16 protein-coding genes are annotated in these 16,550 nt (G+C 58.3%); 8 read left to right on the top strand and 8 right to left on the bottom strand.

Going from position 1 to position 16,550, the window contains the following annotated elements; translation table 11 throughout:
- Window positions 1-30 precede the first annotated feature (30 nt).
- The 5 genes from dnaE (at window position 31) to tilS (ending at window position 8,458) form a co-directional block, all read left to right on the top strand.
- Window positions 31-3,513 carry a DNA polymerase III subunit alpha gene (gene dnaE / locus RTX96_RS14165; protein ID WP_312671414.1) on the top strand — a complete coding sequence of 1,161 codons (3,483 nt, stop codon included), beginning with the start codon at window positions 31-33 and terminating at the stop codon, window positions 3,511-3,513.
- 12 nt (window positions 3,514-3,525) lie between these two features.
- Window positions 3,526-4,485: an acetyl-CoA carboxylase carboxyl transferase subunit alpha gene (gene accA, locus RTX96_RS14160; protein ID WP_103820635.1), complete on the top strand. Its 960-nt coding sequence runs from the start codon at window positions 3,526-3,528 to the stop codon at window positions 4,483-4,485.
- A gap of 96 nt (window positions 4,486-4,581) precedes the next feature.
- Entirely contained in the window at window positions 4,582-6,720 is a 2,139-nt protein-coding gene (locus tag RTX96_RS14155) for a lysine decarboxylase LdcC (RefSeq protein ID WP_312671413.1), read from the top strand.
- A 56-nt stretch (window positions 6,721-6,776) separates the two neighbouring features.
- The gene (locus RTX96_RS14150; RefSeq protein WP_103820633.1) at window positions 6,777-7,169 is read left to right on the top strand and encodes a VOC family protein; all 393 of its coding nucleotides are present in this window, start codon (window positions 6,777-6,779) and stop codon (window positions 7,167-7,169) included.
- Window positions 7,166-8,458, top strand: a complete 1,293-nt coding sequence (tilS, locus tag RTX96_RS14145) for a tRNA lysidine(34) synthetase TilS (RefSeq protein ID WP_312671412.1) — start codon at window positions 7,166-7,168, stop codon at window positions 8,456-8,458. The genes RTX96_RS14150 and tilS overlap by 4 nt, the downstream gene beginning before the upstream one ends.
- 29 nt (window positions 8,459-8,487) lie before the next feature.
- Here tilS and rof read toward each other — a convergent pair whose 3' ends face one another.
- The gene (rof, locus tag RTX96_RS14140) at window positions 8,488-8,748 is read right to left on the bottom strand and encodes a Rho-binding antiterminator (protein WP_141092967.1); all 261 of its coding nucleotides are present in this window, start codon (window positions 8,746-8,748) and stop codon (window positions 8,488-8,490) included.
- Entirely contained in the window at window positions 8,735-8,935 is a 201-nt protein-coding gene (locus tag RTX96_RS14135; RefSeq protein ID WP_103820630.1) for a YaeP family protein, read from the bottom strand. Before RTX96_RS14135 ends, rof begins: the two co-directional genes overlap by 14 nt.
- A gap of 159 nt (window positions 8,936-9,094) precedes the next feature.
- On the opposite strand from RTX96_RS14135, the gene RTX96_RS14130 reads away from it, so the two are divergent.
- Together RTX96_RS14130 and arfB are read left to right on the top strand one after the other, a co-directional pair.
- Window positions 9,095-9,640: a YaeQ family protein gene (locus RTX96_RS14130; RefSeq protein WP_103820629.1), complete on the top strand. Its 546-nt coding sequence runs from the start codon at window positions 9,095-9,097 to the stop codon at window positions 9,638-9,640.
- Window positions 9,637-10,056, top strand: a complete 420-nt coding sequence (arfB, locus tag RTX96_RS14125; protein ID WP_103820628.1) for an alternative ribosome rescue aminoacyl-tRNA hydrolase ArfB — start codon at window positions 9,637-9,639, stop codon at window positions 10,054-10,056. The genes RTX96_RS14130 and arfB overlap by 4 nt, the downstream gene beginning before the upstream one ends.
- A gap of 35 nt (window positions 10,057-10,091) precedes the next feature.
- On the opposite strand, the gene proS is transcribed toward arfB, so the two are convergent.
- The 6 genes from proS to metN form a co-directional block, all read right to left on the bottom strand.
- Window positions 10,092-11,810 carry a proline--tRNA ligase gene (gene proS, locus RTX96_RS14120; RefSeq protein ID WP_103820627.1) on the bottom strand — a complete coding sequence of 573 codons (1,719 nt, stop codon included), beginning with the start codon at window positions 11,808-11,810 and terminating at the stop codon, window positions 10,092-10,094.
- A 112-nt stretch (window positions 11,811-11,922) separates the two neighbouring features.
- Window positions 11,923-12,630, bottom strand: coding sequence for a tRNA (N6-threonylcarbamoyladenosine(37)-N6)-methyltransferase TrmO (gene tsaA, locus RTX96_RS14115; RefSeq protein ID WP_312671411.1), 708 nt, complete (start codon window positions 12,628-12,630; stop codon window positions 11,923-11,925).
- Window positions 12,627-13,034 carry an Rcs stress response system protein RcsF gene (rcsF, locus tag RTX96_RS14110; RefSeq protein WP_103820625.1) on the bottom strand — a complete coding sequence of 136 codons (408 nt, stop codon included), beginning with the start codon at window positions 13,032-13,034 and terminating at the stop codon, window positions 12,627-12,629. Before rcsF ends, tsaA begins: the two co-directional genes overlap by 4 nt.
- Before the next feature lie 107 nt (window positions 13,035-13,141).
- Window positions 13,142-13,957: a MetQ/NlpA family lipoprotein gene (locus tag RTX96_RS14105; RefSeq protein ID WP_103820624.1), complete on the bottom strand. Its 816-nt coding sequence runs from the start codon at window positions 13,955-13,957 to the stop codon at window positions 13,142-13,144.
- Between the two features lie 43 nt (window positions 13,958-14,000).
- The gene (locus RTX96_RS14100; RefSeq protein ID WP_042390667.1) at window positions 14,001-14,654 is read right to left on the bottom strand and encodes a methionine ABC transporter permease MetI; all 654 of its coding nucleotides are present in this window, start codon (window positions 14,652-14,654) and stop codon (window positions 14,001-14,003) included.
- A complete protein-coding gene (metN, locus tag RTX96_RS14095) occupies window positions 14,647-15,678 on the bottom strand; it encodes a methionine ABC transporter ATP-binding protein MetN (protein WP_103820623.1) in 1,032 nt (343 codons plus the stop codon). Before metN ends, RTX96_RS14100 begins: the two co-directional genes overlap by 8 nt.
- Before the next feature lie 186 nt (window positions 15,679-15,864).
- Between metN and gmhB the strand changes: the two genes are divergently transcribed.
- Complete coding sequence (gmhB, locus tag RTX96_RS14090) at window positions 15,865-16,431, top strand: D-glycero-beta-D-manno-heptose 1,7-bisphosphate 7-phosphatase (RefSeq protein WP_312671410.1); 567 nt, start codon at window positions 15,865-15,867, stop codon at window positions 16,429-16,431.
- The last annotated feature ends 119 nt before the right edge of the window (window positions 16,432-16,550 follow it).

The following is a 16,550-nucleotide window of genomic DNA, read 5'->3' as shown; positions in this document are numbered from 1 at the left end:
ACATTAAGTAAAGCGGAAGCTAAATACACTATGGCTGAACCACGTTACGTGCACCTGCGGGTGCACAGCGACTACTCCATGATCGATGGGCTGGCTAAGACCGGGCCGCTGGTGAAAAAGGCGGCCGCGTTGGGTCAGCCTGCGCTGGCGATCACCGATTTTACCAACCTCTGCGGTCTGGTTAAGTTCTACGGAACGGGCCACGGGGCAGGGATTAAGCCAATCGTCGGGGCGGATTTTCACGTCCAGAGCGATATCATGGGCGACGAGTTTACCCAAATTACGGTGCTCGCCGCCAACAACACCGGCTACCAAAATCTGACGCTGCTCATCTCTCGCGCCTACCAGCGTGGCTACGGCGCGCTGGGGCCGTGGATCGACCGGGAGTGGCTGGCGGAGCTGAACGAGGGGCTGATCCTGCTCTCCGGCGGACGCATGGGCGACGTAGGCAAAAGCCTGCTGCGCGGCAACGCGGCGCTGGTGGATCAGTGCGTAAGCTTCTACGAGACCCACTTCCCGGATCGCTTCTACCTGGAGCTGATCCGTACCGGCCGTCCTGACGAAGAGAGCTACCTGCACGCGGCGGTTGAGCTGGCCCAGGAGCGTGGTCTGCCGGTAGTGGCGACCAACGACGTCCGCTTTATCGACAGCGGCGATTTTGACGCCCACGAAATTCGCGTTGCTATTCACGACGGCTTTACCCTCGACGATCCCAAGCGTCCGCGCCTCTATTCGCCGCAGCAGTATATGCGCAGCGAAGAGGAGATGTGCGAGCTCTTCTCCGACATCCCGGAAGCGCTGGAGAACAGCGTCGAGATTGCCAAGCGCTGCAACGTCACCGTGCGTCTCGGCGAATACTTCCTGCCGCAGTTCCCTACCGGCGAGATGACCACGGAAGATTTCCTGGTGCTGAAGTCGAAGGAGGGGCTGGAGGAGCGTCTGGAGTTCCTCTTCCCGGACCCGGCGGTGCGCGCCGAGAAGCGCCCTGAGTATGACGAGCGCCTCGACGTTGAGCTGAAGGTCATCAACCAGATGGGCTTCCCTGGCTACTTCCTGATCGTTATGGAGTTTATCCAGTGGTCGAAGGATAACGGTGTCCCGGTAGGGCCGGGCCGTGGTTCCGGCGCCGGCTCGCTGGTGGCCTACGCGCTGAAGATCACCGACCTCGATCCGCTGGAGTTTGACCTGCTGTTCGAACGCTTCCTGAACCCGGAGCGTGTTTCGATGCCTGACTTCGACGTTGACTTCTGCATGGAGAAACGCGACCAGGTTATCGACCACGTGGCGGAGATGTACGGGCGCGAGGCGGTATCACAGATCATCACCTTCGGTACGATGGCGGCGAAAGCGGTGATCCGCGACGTGGGTCGCGTGCTGGGTCACCCCTACGGCTTTGTGGACCGCATCTCCAAGCTGGTGCCGCCGGATCCGGGCATGACCCTGGCGAAAGCCTTTGAGGCCGAGCCGCAGCTGCCGGAGATCTACGAGGCCGATGAAGAGGTCAGAGCCCTCATCGACATGGCGCGCAAGCTGGAAGGGGTAACGCGTAACGCCGGTAAGCACGCTGGTGGGGTAGTGATCGCGCCGACCAAAATTACTGATTTTGCGCCGCTCTACTGTGACGAAGCCGGACAGCATCCGGTGACCCAGTTCGATAAGAACGACGTCGAGTATGCGGGGTTGGTGAAATTCGACTTCCTCGGCCTGCGTACGCTGACGATCATCGACTGGGCGCTGAAGATGATCAACCCGCGCCGGGCAAAGCAGGGGCTGGAGCCGATCGATATCGCTGCGATCCCTCTCGACGACAAGAAAAGTTTTGATATGCTGCAGCGCTCGGAAACCACCGCGGTCTTCCAGCTTGAATCCCGCGGCATGAAGGATCTGATTAAACGCCTGCAGCCTGACTGCTTCGAAGATATGATCGCGCTGGTGGCCCTGTTCCGTCCCGGTCCGTTGCAGTCGGGGATGGTGGACAACTTTATCGACCGTAAGCACGGTCGGGAAGAGATCTCCTATCCGGACGTGCAGTGGCAGCACGAGAGCCTGAAGCCGGTGCTGGAGCCGACCTACGGCATCATCCTCTATCAGGAGCAGGTGATGCAGATTGCCCAGGAGCTCTCCGGCTATACGCTGGGCGGCGCGGACATGCTGCGTCGTGCAATGGGTAAGAAGAAGCCGGAAGAGATGGCCAAGCAGCGCTCGGTCTTTGAAGACGGGGCGAAAAAGAACGGCGTCGACGGCGAGCTGGCGATGAAAATCTTCGATCTGGTGGAGAAATTCGCCGGCTACGGATTTAACAAATCGCACTCCGCCGCCTATGCTTTGGTGTCGTATCAGACGCTGTGGCTAAAGGCCCACTATCCCGCTGAGTTTATGGCGGCGGTGATGACGGCGGATATGGACAACACCGAGAAGGTGGTTGGGCTGGTGGATGAGTGCTGGCGGATGGGGTTAAAGATCCTGCCGCCGGATATTAACTCCGGGCTGTACCATTTTCACGTTAACGACGACGGCGAAATTGTCTACGGGATCGGTGCCATCAAGGGCGTAGGTGAAGGTCCGATTGAAGCCATTCTGGAGGCCCGGAATAAAGACGGCTACTTCCGCGAGCTGTTTGACCTTTGCGCCCGCACCGACACCAAAAAGCTTAACCGTCGGGTGCTGGAGAAGCTGATTATGTCCGGGGCGTTTGACCGCCTCGGGCCGCACCGCGCCGCGCTAATGAACTCGCTGAACGATGCGCTAAAAGCCGCCGATCAGCATGCTAAGGCAGAGGCAATTGGTCAGGCGGATATGTTCGGCGTGCTGGCGGAGGAGCCGGCGCAGATTGAGCAGTCCTACGCCAACTGCCAGCGCTGGCCGGAGCAGGTGGTGCTGGACGGGGAACGTGAGACGTTGGGGCTCTACCTGACGGGTCACCCGATTACCCAGTATTTAAAAGAGATTGAGCGCTATGTCGGCGGGCTTCGGCTCAAAGACATGCACCCGACAGAGCGTGGTAAGATCACCACCGCTGCGGGGCTCGTTATTGCGGCGCGGGTTATGGTCACCAAGCGCGGCAATCGTATCGGTATCTGTACGCTGGATGACCGTTCCGGCCGTCTGGAGGTGATGTTATTCACCGACGCGCTGGATAAATACCAGCAATTGCTGGAAAAAGACCGCATACTCATCGTCAGCGGACAGGTCAGCTTTGATGACTTCAGCGGGGGGCTTAAAATGACCGCCCGCGAAGTGATGGACATTGACGAAGCCCGGGAAAAATATGCTCGCGGGCTTGCTATCTCGCTGACGGACAGGCAAATTGATGACCAGCTTTTAAACCGACTCCGTCAGTCTCTGGAACCCCACCGTTCGGGAACTATTCCAGTGCATCTCTACTATCAGAGAGCGGATGCGCGCGCCCGGTTGCGCTTTGGTGCAACGTGGCGTGTCTCTCCGAGCGATCGTTTACTTAACGATCTGCGTGGCCTGGTTGGCCCGGAGCAGGTGGAACTGGAGTTTGACTAATACAGGAATACTATGAGTCTGAATTTCCTTGATTTCGAACAGCCGATCGCCGAGCTGGAAGCGAAAATCGATTCCCTGACGGCCGTGAGCCGCCAGGATGAAAAACTGGATATTAACATCGACGAAGAGGTGCATCGTCTGCGCGAAAAAAGCGTAGAGCTGACGCGCAAAATCTTTGCCGATCTCGGCGCATGGCAGGTGGCGCAACTGGCGCGTCACCCACAGCGTCCGTACACCCTGGATTATGTCCGCCTGGCGTTTGATGAGTTCGACGAGCTGGCCGGTGACCGCGCCTTCGCTGACGATAAAGCTATCGTTGGCGGTATCGCGCGTCTGGACGGGCGTCCGGTGATGATCATTGGTCATCAGAAAGGGCGTGAAACCAAAGAGAAGATCCGCCGTAACTTTGGCATGCCGGCGCCGGAAGGCTATCGCAAAGCGCTGCGCCTGATGGAGATGGCCGAGCGTTTCAACATGCCGATCATCACCTTTATCGACACCCCGGGTGCTTATCCTGGCGTGGGCGCAGAAGAGCGCGGCCAGTCTGAAGCGATTGCCCGCAACCTGCGTGAGATGTCGCGTCTGAACGTGCCGGTGATCTGCACCGTTATCGGTGAAGGCGGCTCCGGCGGCGCGCTGGCTATCGGCGTGGGCGACAAAGTCAACATGCTGCAGTACAGCACCTACTCGGTGATCTCTCCGGAAGGCTGTGCGTCCATTCTGTGGAAGAGCGCTGATAAAGCGCCGCTGGCTGCAGAAGCGATGGGCATCATCGCCCCGCGCCTGAAAGAGCTGAAGCTGATCGACTCCATTATTCCAGAGCCGCTGGGTGGCGCGCACCGCAACCCGGAGACAATGGCCGCGTCGCTGAAGGCGCAGCTGCTGGAAGATCTGGCCGATCTGGACGTGCTGAGCAAAGATGAGCTGCGTGACCGTCGTTACCAGCGCCTGATGAGCTACGGCTACGCCTGATTTCTGTAAAACGCCGGGCGGTGCTCACGCTTGCCCGGCCTACAAAACCTCTTCGCCTCAACTATGCTTACCTGTGAATTCGCACGGAGGTAAGCATTGAATATCATCGCCATCATGGGGCAGCAGGGCGTTTTTTATAAAGACGAGCCCCTCAAAGAGCTTCACCTTGCGCTGGAGCAGCAGGGTTTCCAGCTCATCTACCCCACCAGCAGCAACGACCTGTTAAAACTCATCGAACACAACCCGCGTATCTGCGGCGTCATCTTTGACTGGGACCAGCACGGCCTGGATCTGTGCAGTGATATTAACCAGCTTAATGAGTATCTGCCGCTCTACGCCTTTGTCAATACCCACTCAACGATGGACGTCAGCGCCCACGAAATGCGTATGGCGCTGTGGTTTTTTGAGTATGCGCTGGGCGTAGCCGACAGCATCTCGACGCGTATCCGCCAGTATACCAACGAGTATCTGGACCACATTACGCCGCCCTTTACCCGCTCGCTTTTCACCTACGTGAAAGAGGGCAAGTACACCTTCTGTACCCCCGGACACATGGCCGGTACCGCCTACCAGAAAAGCCCGGTGGGCTGCCTGTTCTATGACTTTTTCGGCGGCAACACCCTGAAGGCCGACGTCTCGATCTCCGTGACCGAGCTGGGATCCCTGCTCGATCACACCGGCCCACACCTGGAGGCCGAGGAGTATATCGCCCGTACCTTTGGTGCCGAGCAGAGCTACATGGTGACCAACGGCACCTCGACCTCCAACAAGATTGTTGGCATGTACGCCGCGCCTGACGGCAGCACGCTGCTTATCGATCGCAACTGCCACAAGTCGCTGGCCCACCTGCTGATGATGAGTGACGTGGTGCCGATCTGGCTCAAGCCCGGACGCAACGCGCTGGGTATCTTAGGCGGTATTCCCCGCCGCGAGTTTAGCCATGAGAGCATTACAGAGAAGGTGGCGGCGACGCACGGTGCCAGCTGGCCGGTTCACGCAGTGATCACCAACTCCACCTATGACGGGCTGCTCTACAATACCAACTGGATCAAGGAGACCCTGGACGTGCCGTCGATTCACTTCGATTCGGCATGGGTGCCCTACACCAACTTCCACCCCATCTATGAGGGCAAGAGCGGTATGAGCGGCGACCGCGTGCCGGGCAAGGTCTTCTTTGAAACCCAGTCAACGCACAAGATGCTGGCCGCCTTCTCCCAGGCATCACTGATCCACGTTAAGGGCGAATATGACGAAGAGACCTTTAACGAAGCTTACATGATGCATACCACCACTTCGCCAAGCTATCCGCTGGTGGCCTCTATCGAGACGGCCGCGGCGATGCTGCGGGGCAATCCGGGTCGGCGGCTGATCAACCGCTCCGTCGAGCGTGCGCTTCACTTCCGTAAAGAGGTGCAGCGGCTGAAAGACGAGGCGGAGGGCTGGTTCTTCGATATCTGGCAGCCGGAGGATATTGACCAGGCCGACTGCTGGCCGGTTGCGCCGGGCGAGGCGTGGCACGGCTTCCGCGAGGCGGATGCCGACCATATGTTCCTCGATCCGGTCAAGGTCACGATCCTGACGCCGGGCATGGACGAGCAGGGCAACATGGCGGAGGAGGGGATCCCCGCCGCGCTGGTCGCGAAATTCCTCGACGAGCGCGGCGTGGTAGTAGAGAAAACCGGCCCCTATAACCTGCTGTTCCTGTTTAGTATCGGCATCGATAAAACCCGGGCGATGGGGCTGCTGCGCGGCCTGATGGAGTTTAAGCGCGCCTACGATCTCAACCTGCGGGTGAAGAACATGCTGCCGGATCTCTACGCCGAGGATCCCGATTTCTACCGCAACATGCGCATTCAGGATCTGGCCCAGGGGATCCACAAGCTGATCTGCCAGCATGAGCTGCCGCGCCTGATGCTCCAGGCCTTCGACGTGCTGCCGCACATGATCATGACCCCGCACCAGGCATGGCAACTCCAGGTGAAAGGCGAAGTGGAGACCGTAGAGCTGGAGGCGCTGGTAGGACGCGTCTCCGCCAATATGATCCTGCCGTATCCGCCGGGCGTCCCGCTGCTGATGCCTGGAGAGATGATCACCGAGCGCAGCCGGGCGGTGCTCGATTTCCTCTTGATGCTCTGCGCCATCGGCCGCCACTATCCCGGTTTTGAAACGGATATCCACGGTGCGAAGCGCGATGAGGATGGCGTTTACCGGGTAAGGGTCTTAAAACAGACGTGACCCCCTTGCGCAGGGATGCGCAGCGTCGTAACGTTGGCATGAAAAAAGGAGGGGTTATGCTAGGTTTAAAAAAGGTTCACCACATCGCAATCATTGCGACGGATTATGCAAAGAGCAAAGCGTTTTACTGCGATATTTTAGGTTTTACCCTGCAAAGTGAGGCCTATCGTGAAGAGCGGGACTCCTGGAAGGGCGACCTGGCGCTGAACGGCGAGTACGTGATTGAACTTTTCTCCTTTCCTTTCCCGCCCGCGCGGCCCAGCCGCCCCGAGGCCTGCGGCCTGCGCCATCTGGCCTTCAGCGTGGACGACGTTGAGCGGGCGATAACCCATCTGCAACAGCACGGCGTAGAGTGTGAGCCGGTGCGCATCGACCCCTTCACCGGCAAGCGCTTCACCTTCTTTAGCGATCCCGACGGTCTGCCGCTGGAGCTCTACCAGCAGGAATGACACCTTCAACGCTTATGCAAAGCCTGCACGCCCGCCGTCGGTTTCTGGTGGCGTTTAGCGGCGGGCTGGACTCTACCGTGCTGCTGCACCAGCTGGTGCAGTGGCGCATCCAGCAGCCTGACGTTTCTCTGCGGGCGATCCACGTTCATCATGGGCTAAGCCCCAACGCCGATGCGTGGGTCACTCACTGCCAGCAGGTATGCCGCCAGTGGGATGTGCCGCTGAGCGTCATTCGCGTGACGCTGGCGGAGGAGGGGATGGGCATTGAAGCCCAGGCGCGTAAGGCGCGCTATCGGGCCTTTGCCGAGGCGCTGCTGCCCGGGGAGGCGCTGGTGACCGCTCAACATCAGGATGACCAGTGCGAAACGTTGCTGCTGGCGCTGAAACGCGGCAGCGGTCCGGCGGGGCTGGCGGCGATGCCTGCCGAGCTGCCCTTTCACGGCACCCAGCTGCTGCGTCCGCTGCTCAATGAAACCCGCGAGGCGCTGGAGCAGTGGGCCTGTGCCCATCGGCTGAGCTGGATCGAAGATGAGAGTAATCAGGACGCCAGCTACGATCGCAACTTTATCCGCCTGGAGGTTTTGCCCCTGCTGAAGCAGCGCTGGCCGCACTTTGCCAACGCAGCGGCGCGCAGCGCGGCGCTGTGCGGCGAGCAGGAGCAGCTTCTGGACGAGCTGCTGGCAGACGAGCTGGCGAGCGTGGTCAGCATAGAGGGGGCATTAGCCGTTGCGCCCTTGATGACCATGAGCGCTAATCGCCGGGCGGCGCTTATCCGCCGCTGGCTGAGCGGGCAGGGTGCGCCGATGCCGTCGCGGGATCTGCTGACCCGCATCTGGCAGGAGGCGATCCTCGCTCGGGAAGATGCATCCCCGCGTCTGGTGCTGGGATCCCATGAGATCCGCCGCTTTCAGGGGCAGCTCTGGTGGGTGAAAAGCACACCAGGCCAGCGGCAAACCGTTATCTCCTGGCCCGCGACATCGGTGCCGTTGACGCTGCCCGCCGGGCTGGGAGAATTGACGCTGGTGCCGGGGGGCGATATTCGCCCTCCGCAGCCAGATGAGCCGGTAACGGTGCGCTTTCATGCGCCGGGGATGCTGCATATTGCCGGGCGTCACGGCGGGCGCAAGCTGAAAAAAATCTGGCAGGAGCTGGGAGTTGCCCCCTGGCTACGGGACACCACGCCCATCCTCTTTTACGGCGAAACGCCGATCGCGGCGGCGGGGCAGTTTGTGACGCAGGCAGGGCTGGCGGAAAACGCTGAGGGGCTACGGCTGACGTGGCGGAGATAACGGGCAGCATGCTGCCCGCTGGAACAGGTTCAGGATTCGCTCACCACAACGGTGCCGATATCCGGGTGGCTAAAGCTGGCAATTTTGTCGAGACGGAGCTCACGCGTTTCACCCGCTGCATCGACAAGCAGGTATTCAACGTTCTTTCGCGAGACTAAATCGCTGGCTTTGCCCTTGAGCTCTTCGCCATCTTTTAGCGTCAGCGTCAGTAACAGATGATGCTGGCAGGCGAGTTCAAGGTTGTCATAGTCATCGCAGTTGATGGGTTGATACGTTTCATTCATTGACATAATCGCTCACCAGTAAGTTCGCGGCAGCATAGGCTGCCTTTTCCCTGACGGGCTCAGGAAGCACATCATCCGATGCCACTTCATTGAGCGCTTTTAATACGCAACCCAGCGCATCCGGGATATACCCTACGTCTCCGCTGGCAATTTCCGCATACCGCTTGCGTATTAACTCACAATAATTGTCCACATGCCCTCCTGTCAGTGTACTGACTTCACCGTGGGATGTAAGTTTAAGCCTACGAAGATTAACTCTGTTTAGCAAGGTGACTATACCATACTCATCCCGGCAATATCAGCGGACTGAATGTTTGCTACAATAGCCGCTATTTTGCGAAGAGACGATAACATGGCATTAAAAGCAACGATTTATAAAGCGACGGTGAACGTGGCCGACCTGGACCGTAACCAGTTTCTTGATGCCACCCTGACCCTGGCGCGCCACCCTTCTGAGACTCAGGAGCGCATGATGCTGCGCCTGCTGGCGTGGATCAAATTTGCCAACGAGCGCTTGCAGTTTACCCGTGGGCTGAGCGCGGAGGACGAGCCGGAAGCCTGGCTGCGCAACGATCATCTGGGGATCGATCTGTGGATTGAGCTGGGGCTGCCGGAGGAGCGCCGCATCAAAAAAGCCTGCACCCAGTCGAAAGAGGTGGCGCTCTTTACCTACAACAGCCGGGCGGCGCAGGTCTGGTGGCAGCAGAACCAGAGCAAGCTGGCTGGATTCAGTAACCTGAGCATCTGGTATCTCGATGATGAGCAGCTGGCACAGCTGAGCGCCTTTGCCTCCCGCACTATGGCATTACAGGCCACCATTCAGGATGGCGCAATCTGGCTCTCCGACGCGGAGAACAATCTGGAGATCCATCTGACAACCTGGCAGAGCGCGGCATGATTGAGATTTCACGCAGCGTTGCCATTCCTGATAATGAAATCGAGCTGACCGCCATTCGCGCCCAGGGCGCGGGTGGTCAGCACGTGAATAAAACCTCTACGGCGATCCACCTGCGCTTCGATATCAAAGCCTCCAGCCTGCCGGATGCGTACAAAGAGCGCCTGCTGGCGGCGAGCCACCATCTGATTACTGGCGACGGCATGGTAGTGATCAAGGCTCAGGAGTACCGCAGCCAGGAGATGAACCGCGAAGCGGCGCTGGCCCGTCTGGTGTCGCTGATTCAGGAGCTGATGGTGGAGCAGAAGAGCCGTCGTCCTACGCGCCCGACGCGGGCATCAAAAGAGCGGCGTCTGGCAACCAAATCACAAAAGTCGTCGGTAAAGGCGATGCGCGGCAAGGTGCGGGGCGGGGAGTAGAATCTGCCCGGCAGGCTTGCCGGGCAGAGCAGGGCTTAGCCTTTGATGGCTTTCACCAGGTAGTTGAGAATGTCGCCGGTCTTAATCAGCTGCTTCTCACCGTTGCGACGGTATTTGTATTCGATATCGTCGCTGTCGAGGTTGCGGTCGCCGATCACGATGGTGTGCGGAATACCGATCAGCTCCATATCAGCAAACATCACGCCCGGACGCTCTTTACGATCGTCCATCAGCACCTCAATCCCCTGCGCGTTCAGCTCAGCGTAGAGCTTCTCGGCCAGCTCCTGCACGCGGAAGGATTTGTGCATGTTCATCGGCAGAATGGCAACCTGGAACGGCGCAATCGCATCCGGCCAGACGATACCGCGCTCGTCGTGGTTCTGCTCAATGGCCGCCGCCACTACGCGGGTCACGCCGATACCGTAGCAGCCCATCGTCAGGATCTGGTTACGGCCATCTTCACCCTGGACTGACGCTTTCAACGCTTCAGAGTATTTGGTGCCCAGCTGGAAGATATGACCCACTTCGATGCCGCGCTTGATCATCAGCGTACCCTGGCCGTCCGGGCTTGGATCGCCAGCAACCACGTTACGGATATCTGCCACTTCTGGGGTCGCCACATCACGATCCCAGTTGATGCCGAAGTAGTGCTTGCCGTCGACGTTGGCGCCCGCAGAGAAGTCGCTCATCACGGCAACGGTACGGTCGATAATCACCGGGATCGGCATGTTCACCGGGCCGAGGGAGCCAGGACCGGCGTTGACGATAGCGCGGATCTCAGCTTCGGTAGCGAAGGTCAGCGGGCTGGCAACCTGCGGCAGCTTCTCTGCTTTCACTTCGTTCAGCTCATGATCGCCACGCACCAGCAGGGCGACCAGCGGATAAGCACTGCCCTCTACCGCTTTTACCAGCAGGGTCTTAACGGTCTTCTCAATTGGCAGGTCAAACTGCTCAACCAGCTCGGCGATGGTTTTCGCGTTCGGCGTATCGACCAGGGTCATCTCCTGAGTGGCCGCCGCGCGCGCTTCTTTCGGTGCCAGCGCTTCGGCAAACTCGATGTTGGCCGCGTAGTCAGAGCTGTCGGAGAAGATCACGTCATCTTCACCGCTCTGGGCCAGCACCTGGAACTCGTGCGAGGCGCTGCCGCCGATAGAGCCGGTATCCGCCTGCACGGCACGGAAGTCGAGATCCATGCGGCTGAAGATTTTGCTGTAGGCAGCATACATCGCGTCGTAGGTCAGCTGCAGGGATTCCTGTGAGGTATGGAAAGAGTAGGCGTCTTTCATCAGGAACTCACGGGAACGCATCACGCCAAAGCGCGGACGCACTTCGTCACGGAACTTGGTCTGGATCTGATAGAAGTTCAGCGGCAGCTGCTTGTAGGAGCTCAGCTCGTTACGGATCAGATCGGTAATGACCTCTTCATGCGTCGGGCCGAGAACAAACGGGCGCTCGCCACGGTCGGCAATGCGCAGCAGCTCCGGACCGTACTGCTCCCAGCGACCGCTCTCCTGCCACAGATCAGCGGGCTGAACCACCGGCATTAACACCTCGATCGCACCGGCGTTATTCATCTCTTCACGCACGATGTTTTCGACTTTTTTCAGAACGCGCACGCCGGTCGGCAGCCAGGTGTATAACCCGGAGGCCAGCTTGCGGATCAACCCGGCGCGCAGCATCAGCTGGTGGCTGATCACTTCGGCGTCGGCTGGTGTCTCCTTCAGTGTGGAGAGCAGATATTGGCTAGTACGCATGTTATTACGATTCCATTTGGACGAGGGGTACAGGCCCAAAGCGGGCCCGACACAAAAAAAAGTGATTCAGTTTACCAGCGAGACCGCCATGTCAAAAGAGAGCGGGCAGAATTTACCGCGCTTCCAGCGCAAAGACCTCAAAGCCCGCGTCGGTCACCCGCCAACGGACGTTGAAATCGAGCAGCCAGACGGCGTACTCCTTGCCTGCCTCTTCCTGCTGGCGATAGGCGGGACGAGGATCCTGGGCCAGAACCTCGACGATAAACTGTCTGAGATGCGGATAGCGTCCCTCAAGCGTCGGCAGGCTCTGGGCAAGCTCGGGGGTAAAGCTCACCGGCATGGTAGCCTGCGGTGCCTGTTGGGCGTAGCTGGCTTTCGCCTCCGGCAGCGCCTCGGCAAAGGGCAGATAGGGTTTGATATCCACTACCGGCGTGCCGTCTACCAGATCGAGGCTGCCCAGGTCGAGGATCACCTGTTCACCCTGGCAGCGGATGCCCTTTAGCTCTACCAGCGACATGCCAATGGGGTTCGGGCGAAACGTCGAGCGGGTCGCAAACACCCCCATTCTGGCGTTGCCGCCGAGCCGGGGAGGGCGCACCGTGGGCCGCCAGCCGCCCTCCATCGTTTGATGGAAAACAAACAGCAGCCAGAGGTGGCTAAACGCCTCCAGCCCGCGCACCGCATCGGCCTGGTTATAGGGGGCGATGAGATGAAGCTCACCGCCGCCGCTTTTCACCAGCCCCGGCTGGCGCGGAACGGCAAACTTCTCTTTATAGGGGGAACGAATAACGCCTATCTGCGCAAACTGAAAGGTGCTCATTTCGCCGAAACGTTAAGCGCCGAACCGATGCACACGGCCTGGCGGTAGCAGCCCGGCGTACCGCTGGTCACTTCGCAGCTGTGCTGAAGTACCGCATTGGCTTTCATTTTGGCCGCGTTGATCTGCATACGTTTGCGGGCGGTTGGAATGTTCGGCGGAGAGTCCTGGTTGCTTGCCTGGCAGGAGTCACCGGAGACCTCACCCAGATCGCGGAACGTTTTACCGATCAGCTCTTCTGGATTGGTGATGACTCTGACCGGGGCCGGAGGGGACACTTTCGCTTTCACTGGCTCCGCTTTTGGCGGCGTTGCTGCGTTGCTTTGAACGGGTTCGACGGGAGATCTGCTTAGCATGGAGCAGCCGCTGAGCATGAGTGCCAGTAAACAGATCGGTAAAGCACGCATAGTATTTCCTCAATGAGTGATCAAATTGTCAGTTATTGAACCAGTTGCCTGCATAAATGACAAGGCGGGCTTGCGCCCGCCCTGAATGATATTACACCGAGGAGAGATTACCAGCCTTTAACAGCGCCGCCGTTAAAGACCTTGTTCGCCGCCTGGTCAACTTCATCAGACTGGTAGGCCTGAACGAATTTCTTCACGTTTTCCGCGTCTTTATTGTCTTCGCGGGTTACGATCATGTTCACGTACGGGGAGTCTTTATCTTCAACGAAGATACCGTCTTTCGCCGGGGTCAGGTTGATCTGGCTGGCATAGGTGGTGTTGATCACCGCCAGGGCAATCTGCGCATCGTCCAGGGAGCGCGGCAGCTGCGGTGCTTCCAGCTCAACAATTTTGAGGTTTTTCGGGTTCTCGGTCACGTCCAGAACGGTCGGCAGCAGGCCAACGCCATCCTTCAGCTTGATCAGACCCTGTTTTTGCAGCAGCAGCAGAGAGCGGCCCAGGTTGGTCGGATCGTTCGGCACCGCAATCTGCGCGCCATCCTGCAGCTCGCTCAGAGATTTAATCTTTTTGGAGTAGCCCGCGATAGGGTAGACAAAGGTGTTACCTGCGGAAACCAGCTTGTAGCCGCGATCTTTGATCTGCTGATCCAGGTACGGTTTGTGCTGGAAGGCGTTAGCATCAATATCGCCTTTGCTCAGCGCTTCGTTCGGCAGCACGTAGTCGTTGAAGGTCACCAGCTCAACGTCGAGACCGTATTTCTCTTTTGCCACTTTCGCTGCCACTTCCGCCACCTGCTGCTCGGCACCGACGATAACGCCCACTTTAATATGGTTTGGATCTTTCTCGTCCTGGCCGCAGCCTACTAATGCCAGAGCACCAATCAGCGCACCCGCCGCCGCAAAGGTCTTAAATTTGAACACCATGTTATTTCCTTAACTCACTGAGTCGATTGTGTTGTGTATAACGCTACTTATGTGTCACTGCCCGAACGATACGATCGCCCGAGAACTGAATCAGATAAACCAGCACGACTAATAGTATCAGCACCGTGTTCATTACGGTGGCGTTATAGCCGATATAACCATACTGATAGCCAATCTGGCCCAGCCCGCCCGCGCCAACCGCGCCGCCCATAGCGGAGTAGCCTACCAGGGTGATTAGCGTGATGGTGGCCGCGTTGACCAGTCCCGGCATCGCTTCAGGCAGCAGTACCTTGCGCACGATCTGCATCGGCGTTGCGCCCATCGCGCGCGAGGCTTCGATCAGGCCGGTTGGGATTTCCAACAGCGCGTTCTCTACCATACGGGCAATAAACGGCGCAGCGCCAACGGTCAGCGGCACAATCGCCGCCTGCAGGCCGATAGAGGTGCCGACAATCACGCGGGTGAACGGGATCATCCAGACCAGCAGAATAATAAACGGAATAGAGCGGAAGATATTCACCAGCGCAGAGAGGGTGCGGTAGAGCTTCGCGTTCTCAACGATCTGCCCCGGGCGGGTAACGTACAGCAGCACGCCCACCGGCAGGCCAATCACGAATCCAAAGAAGCCGGAGACAAAGGTCATCGCCAGCGTCTCCCAGACACCACGCGCCAGTAACCACATCATTGGCTCAGACATAACCCAGTACCTCTACTTTTACATGATGTTGCTGCAGCCAGGCGATGGCGGCCTGGGTATCCTGCTGCGTGCCGTGCATCTCGGTCAGCATAATGCCGAACTTCACGCCGCCGGCGTAATCCATCTGCGCACTAATAATGTTGTTGTTGACGTTGAACCGACGGGCGGTTTCGGAGAGCAGCGGCGCATCTACGGACTGGCCGGTAAACTCCATACGCAGCATCGGCACGCTGTCAACTCCGGCTTCCGCCTTCAGACGCTGCTGGTAATCTTCAGGAATATCCAGATGCAGCGTGGACTGAATAAACTGTTGGGCCAGCGGCGTCTTCGGATGGGAGAACACTTCGCTAACCGTATCCTGCTCAATCAGCTCGCCGTTGCTAATGACCGCTACGCAGTCACAGATACGCTTCACGACATCCATCTCATGCGTAATAAGAAGAATGGTTAAGCCGAGGCGACGGTTAATATCTTTCAGCAGCTCGAGAATAGAACGGGTAGTCGCCGGATCCAGCGCGCTGGTGGCCTCATCGCAGAGCAGTACTTTCGGATTGCTGGCCAGCGCACGGGCAATCGCCACGCGCTGCTTCTGACCGCCGGAGAGGTTAGCCGGGTAGCTGTCGTGCTTATCGCCCAGGCCGACCAGATCCAGCAGCTCGGTAACCCGACGTTTGATTTCGGCCGCCGGGGTGTTATCCAGCTCCAGCGGCAGCGCTACGTTGCCGTAGACGGTGCGGGAAGCCAGCAGGTTAAAGTGCTGAAAGATCATGCCAATCTGGCGGCGGGCGCGGGTGAGCTGCGCTTCTGATAGGGTCGTCAGCTCTTCGCCGCCAACCTGAACGCTGCCCTGCGTCGGACGCTCAAGCAGGTTGACGCAGCGAATCAGCGTACTTTTACCGGCACCCGATGCGCCGATGACGCCATAAATTTGTCCGGCAGGGACATGCAGGCTGACATTATTCAGCGCCTGAATGGTGCGGTTCCCCTGTTGGAACACTTTGGTGATATTCGAAAGTTTAATCATTAGAATATTTTTGTCGTATGAGTTAGCCGTGGCATTTTGTTCTGCCAGATACGGGCAGTGACCGTAAACAGAGCGGATGGTAAGGCATCCAGACGTCTAATTCAATGTAACTCGCTATGATGAGCACTTTCTTGCCGCGTGAAACATGAGATACTAGCGCGACATGCCTTTTTCAGGAGTAAGCCGGTGGCACAGTCAGTACCCGCAATTTTTCTCGATCGTGATGGCACGATTAATGTCGATCATGGTTATGTCCACGAGATTGACGACTTTGAGTTTATCGATGGCGTCATTGACGCTATGCGTGAGTTAAAAGCGATGGGCTTCGCGCTGGTGCTGGTAACCAATCAGTCCGGCATTGCCCGAGGCAAGTTTACTGAAGCACAGTTTGAAACCCTGACCGAATGGATGGACTGGTCGCTGGCGGATCGCGGCGTCGACCTGGACGGTATCTACTACTGTCCTCATCATCCTCAGGGCACCGTCGAAGAGTTCCGCCAGGTGTGCGACTGTCGTAAGCCGCATCCGGGCATGTTGAACTCCGCGCGCGACTTTTTGCATATCGACATGACCGCCTCTTATATGGTGGGCGATAAAGTAGAGGATATGCAGGCAGCCTCCGCAGCTGGCGTCGGCCATAAAGTATTAGTGCGTTCTGGCAAACCGGTCACGCCAGAGGCGGAAAGCGCAGCAGATTGGGTGCTTAATAGCCTTGCAGACCTGCCTGCAGCGATTAAAAAGCAGCAAAAGTAGCCGTTATGACGAAAAGATGAGCGGTTGAAATAAAATTGTATTTTTCCGCTTGTCAGCCCCGAATAACTCCCTATAATGCGCCTCCATCGACACGGCGGATGTGAATCACTTCACACGGT

This window comes from Pseudescherichia sp. (assembly GCF_032052675.1).
Classification (GTDB): domain Bacteria; phylum Pseudomonadota; class Gammaproteobacteria; order Enterobacterales; family Enterobacteriaceae; genus Pseudescherichia.
Note: the sequence above shows the minus strand (reverse complement) of the source record. Positions and strands in the feature narration are given on the sequence as shown.

What these genes read in the sequence shown, in the direction of transcription:
- dnaE (WP_312671414.1), top strand. Translation starts at nt 31, where the DNA reads ATGGCTGAACCACGTTACGTGCACCTGCGGGTGCACAGCGACTACTCC.
- arfB (WP_103820628.1), top strand. Translation starts at nt 9,637, where the DNA reads ATGATTGAGATTTCACGCAGCGTTGCCATTCCTGATAATGAAATCGAG.
- rcsF (WP_103820625.1), bottom strand. Translation starts at nt 13,034, where the DNA reads ATGCGTGCTTTACCGATCTGTTTACTGGCACTCATGCTCAGCGGCTGC.
- tsaA (WP_312671411.1), bottom strand. Translation starts at nt 12,630, where the DNA reads ATGAGCACCTTTCAGTTTGCGCAGATAGGCGTTATTCGTTCCCCCTAT.
- RTX96_RS14105 (WP_103820624.1), bottom strand. Translation starts at nt 13,957, where the DNA reads ATGGTGTTCAAATTTAAGACCTTTGCGGCGGCGGGTGCGCTGATTGGT.
- rof (WP_141092967.1), bottom strand. Translation starts at nt 8,748, where the DNA reads ATGTCAATGAATGAAACGTATCAACCCATCAACTGCGATGACTATGAC.
- tilS (WP_312671412.1), top strand. Translation starts at nt 7,166, where the DNA reads ATGACACCTTCAACGCTTATGCAAAGCCTGCACGCCCGCCGTCGGTTT.
- RTX96_RS14130 (WP_103820629.1), top strand. Translation starts at nt 9,095, where the DNA reads ATGGCATTAAAAGCAACGATTTATAAAGCGACGGTGAACGTGGCCGAC.
- accA (WP_103820635.1), top strand. Translation starts at nt 3,526, where the DNA reads ATGAGTCTGAATTTCCTTGATTTCGAACAGCCGATCGCCGAGCTGGAA.
- RTX96_RS14150 (WP_103820633.1), top strand. Translation starts at nt 6,777, where the DNA reads ATGCTAGGTTTAAAAAAGGTTCACCACATCGCAATCATTGCGACGGAT.
- metN (WP_103820623.1), bottom strand. Translation starts at nt 15,678, where the DNA reads ATGATTAAACTTTCGAATATCACCAAAGTGTTCCAACAGGGGAACCGC.
- proS (WP_103820627.1), bottom strand. Translation starts at nt 11,810, where the DNA reads ATGCGTACTAGCCAATATCTGCTCTCCACACTGAAGGAGACACCAGCC.
- RTX96_RS14100 (WP_042390667.1), bottom strand. Translation starts at nt 14,654, where the DNA reads ATGTCTGAGCCAATGATGTGGTTACTGGCGCGTGGTGTCTGGGAGACG.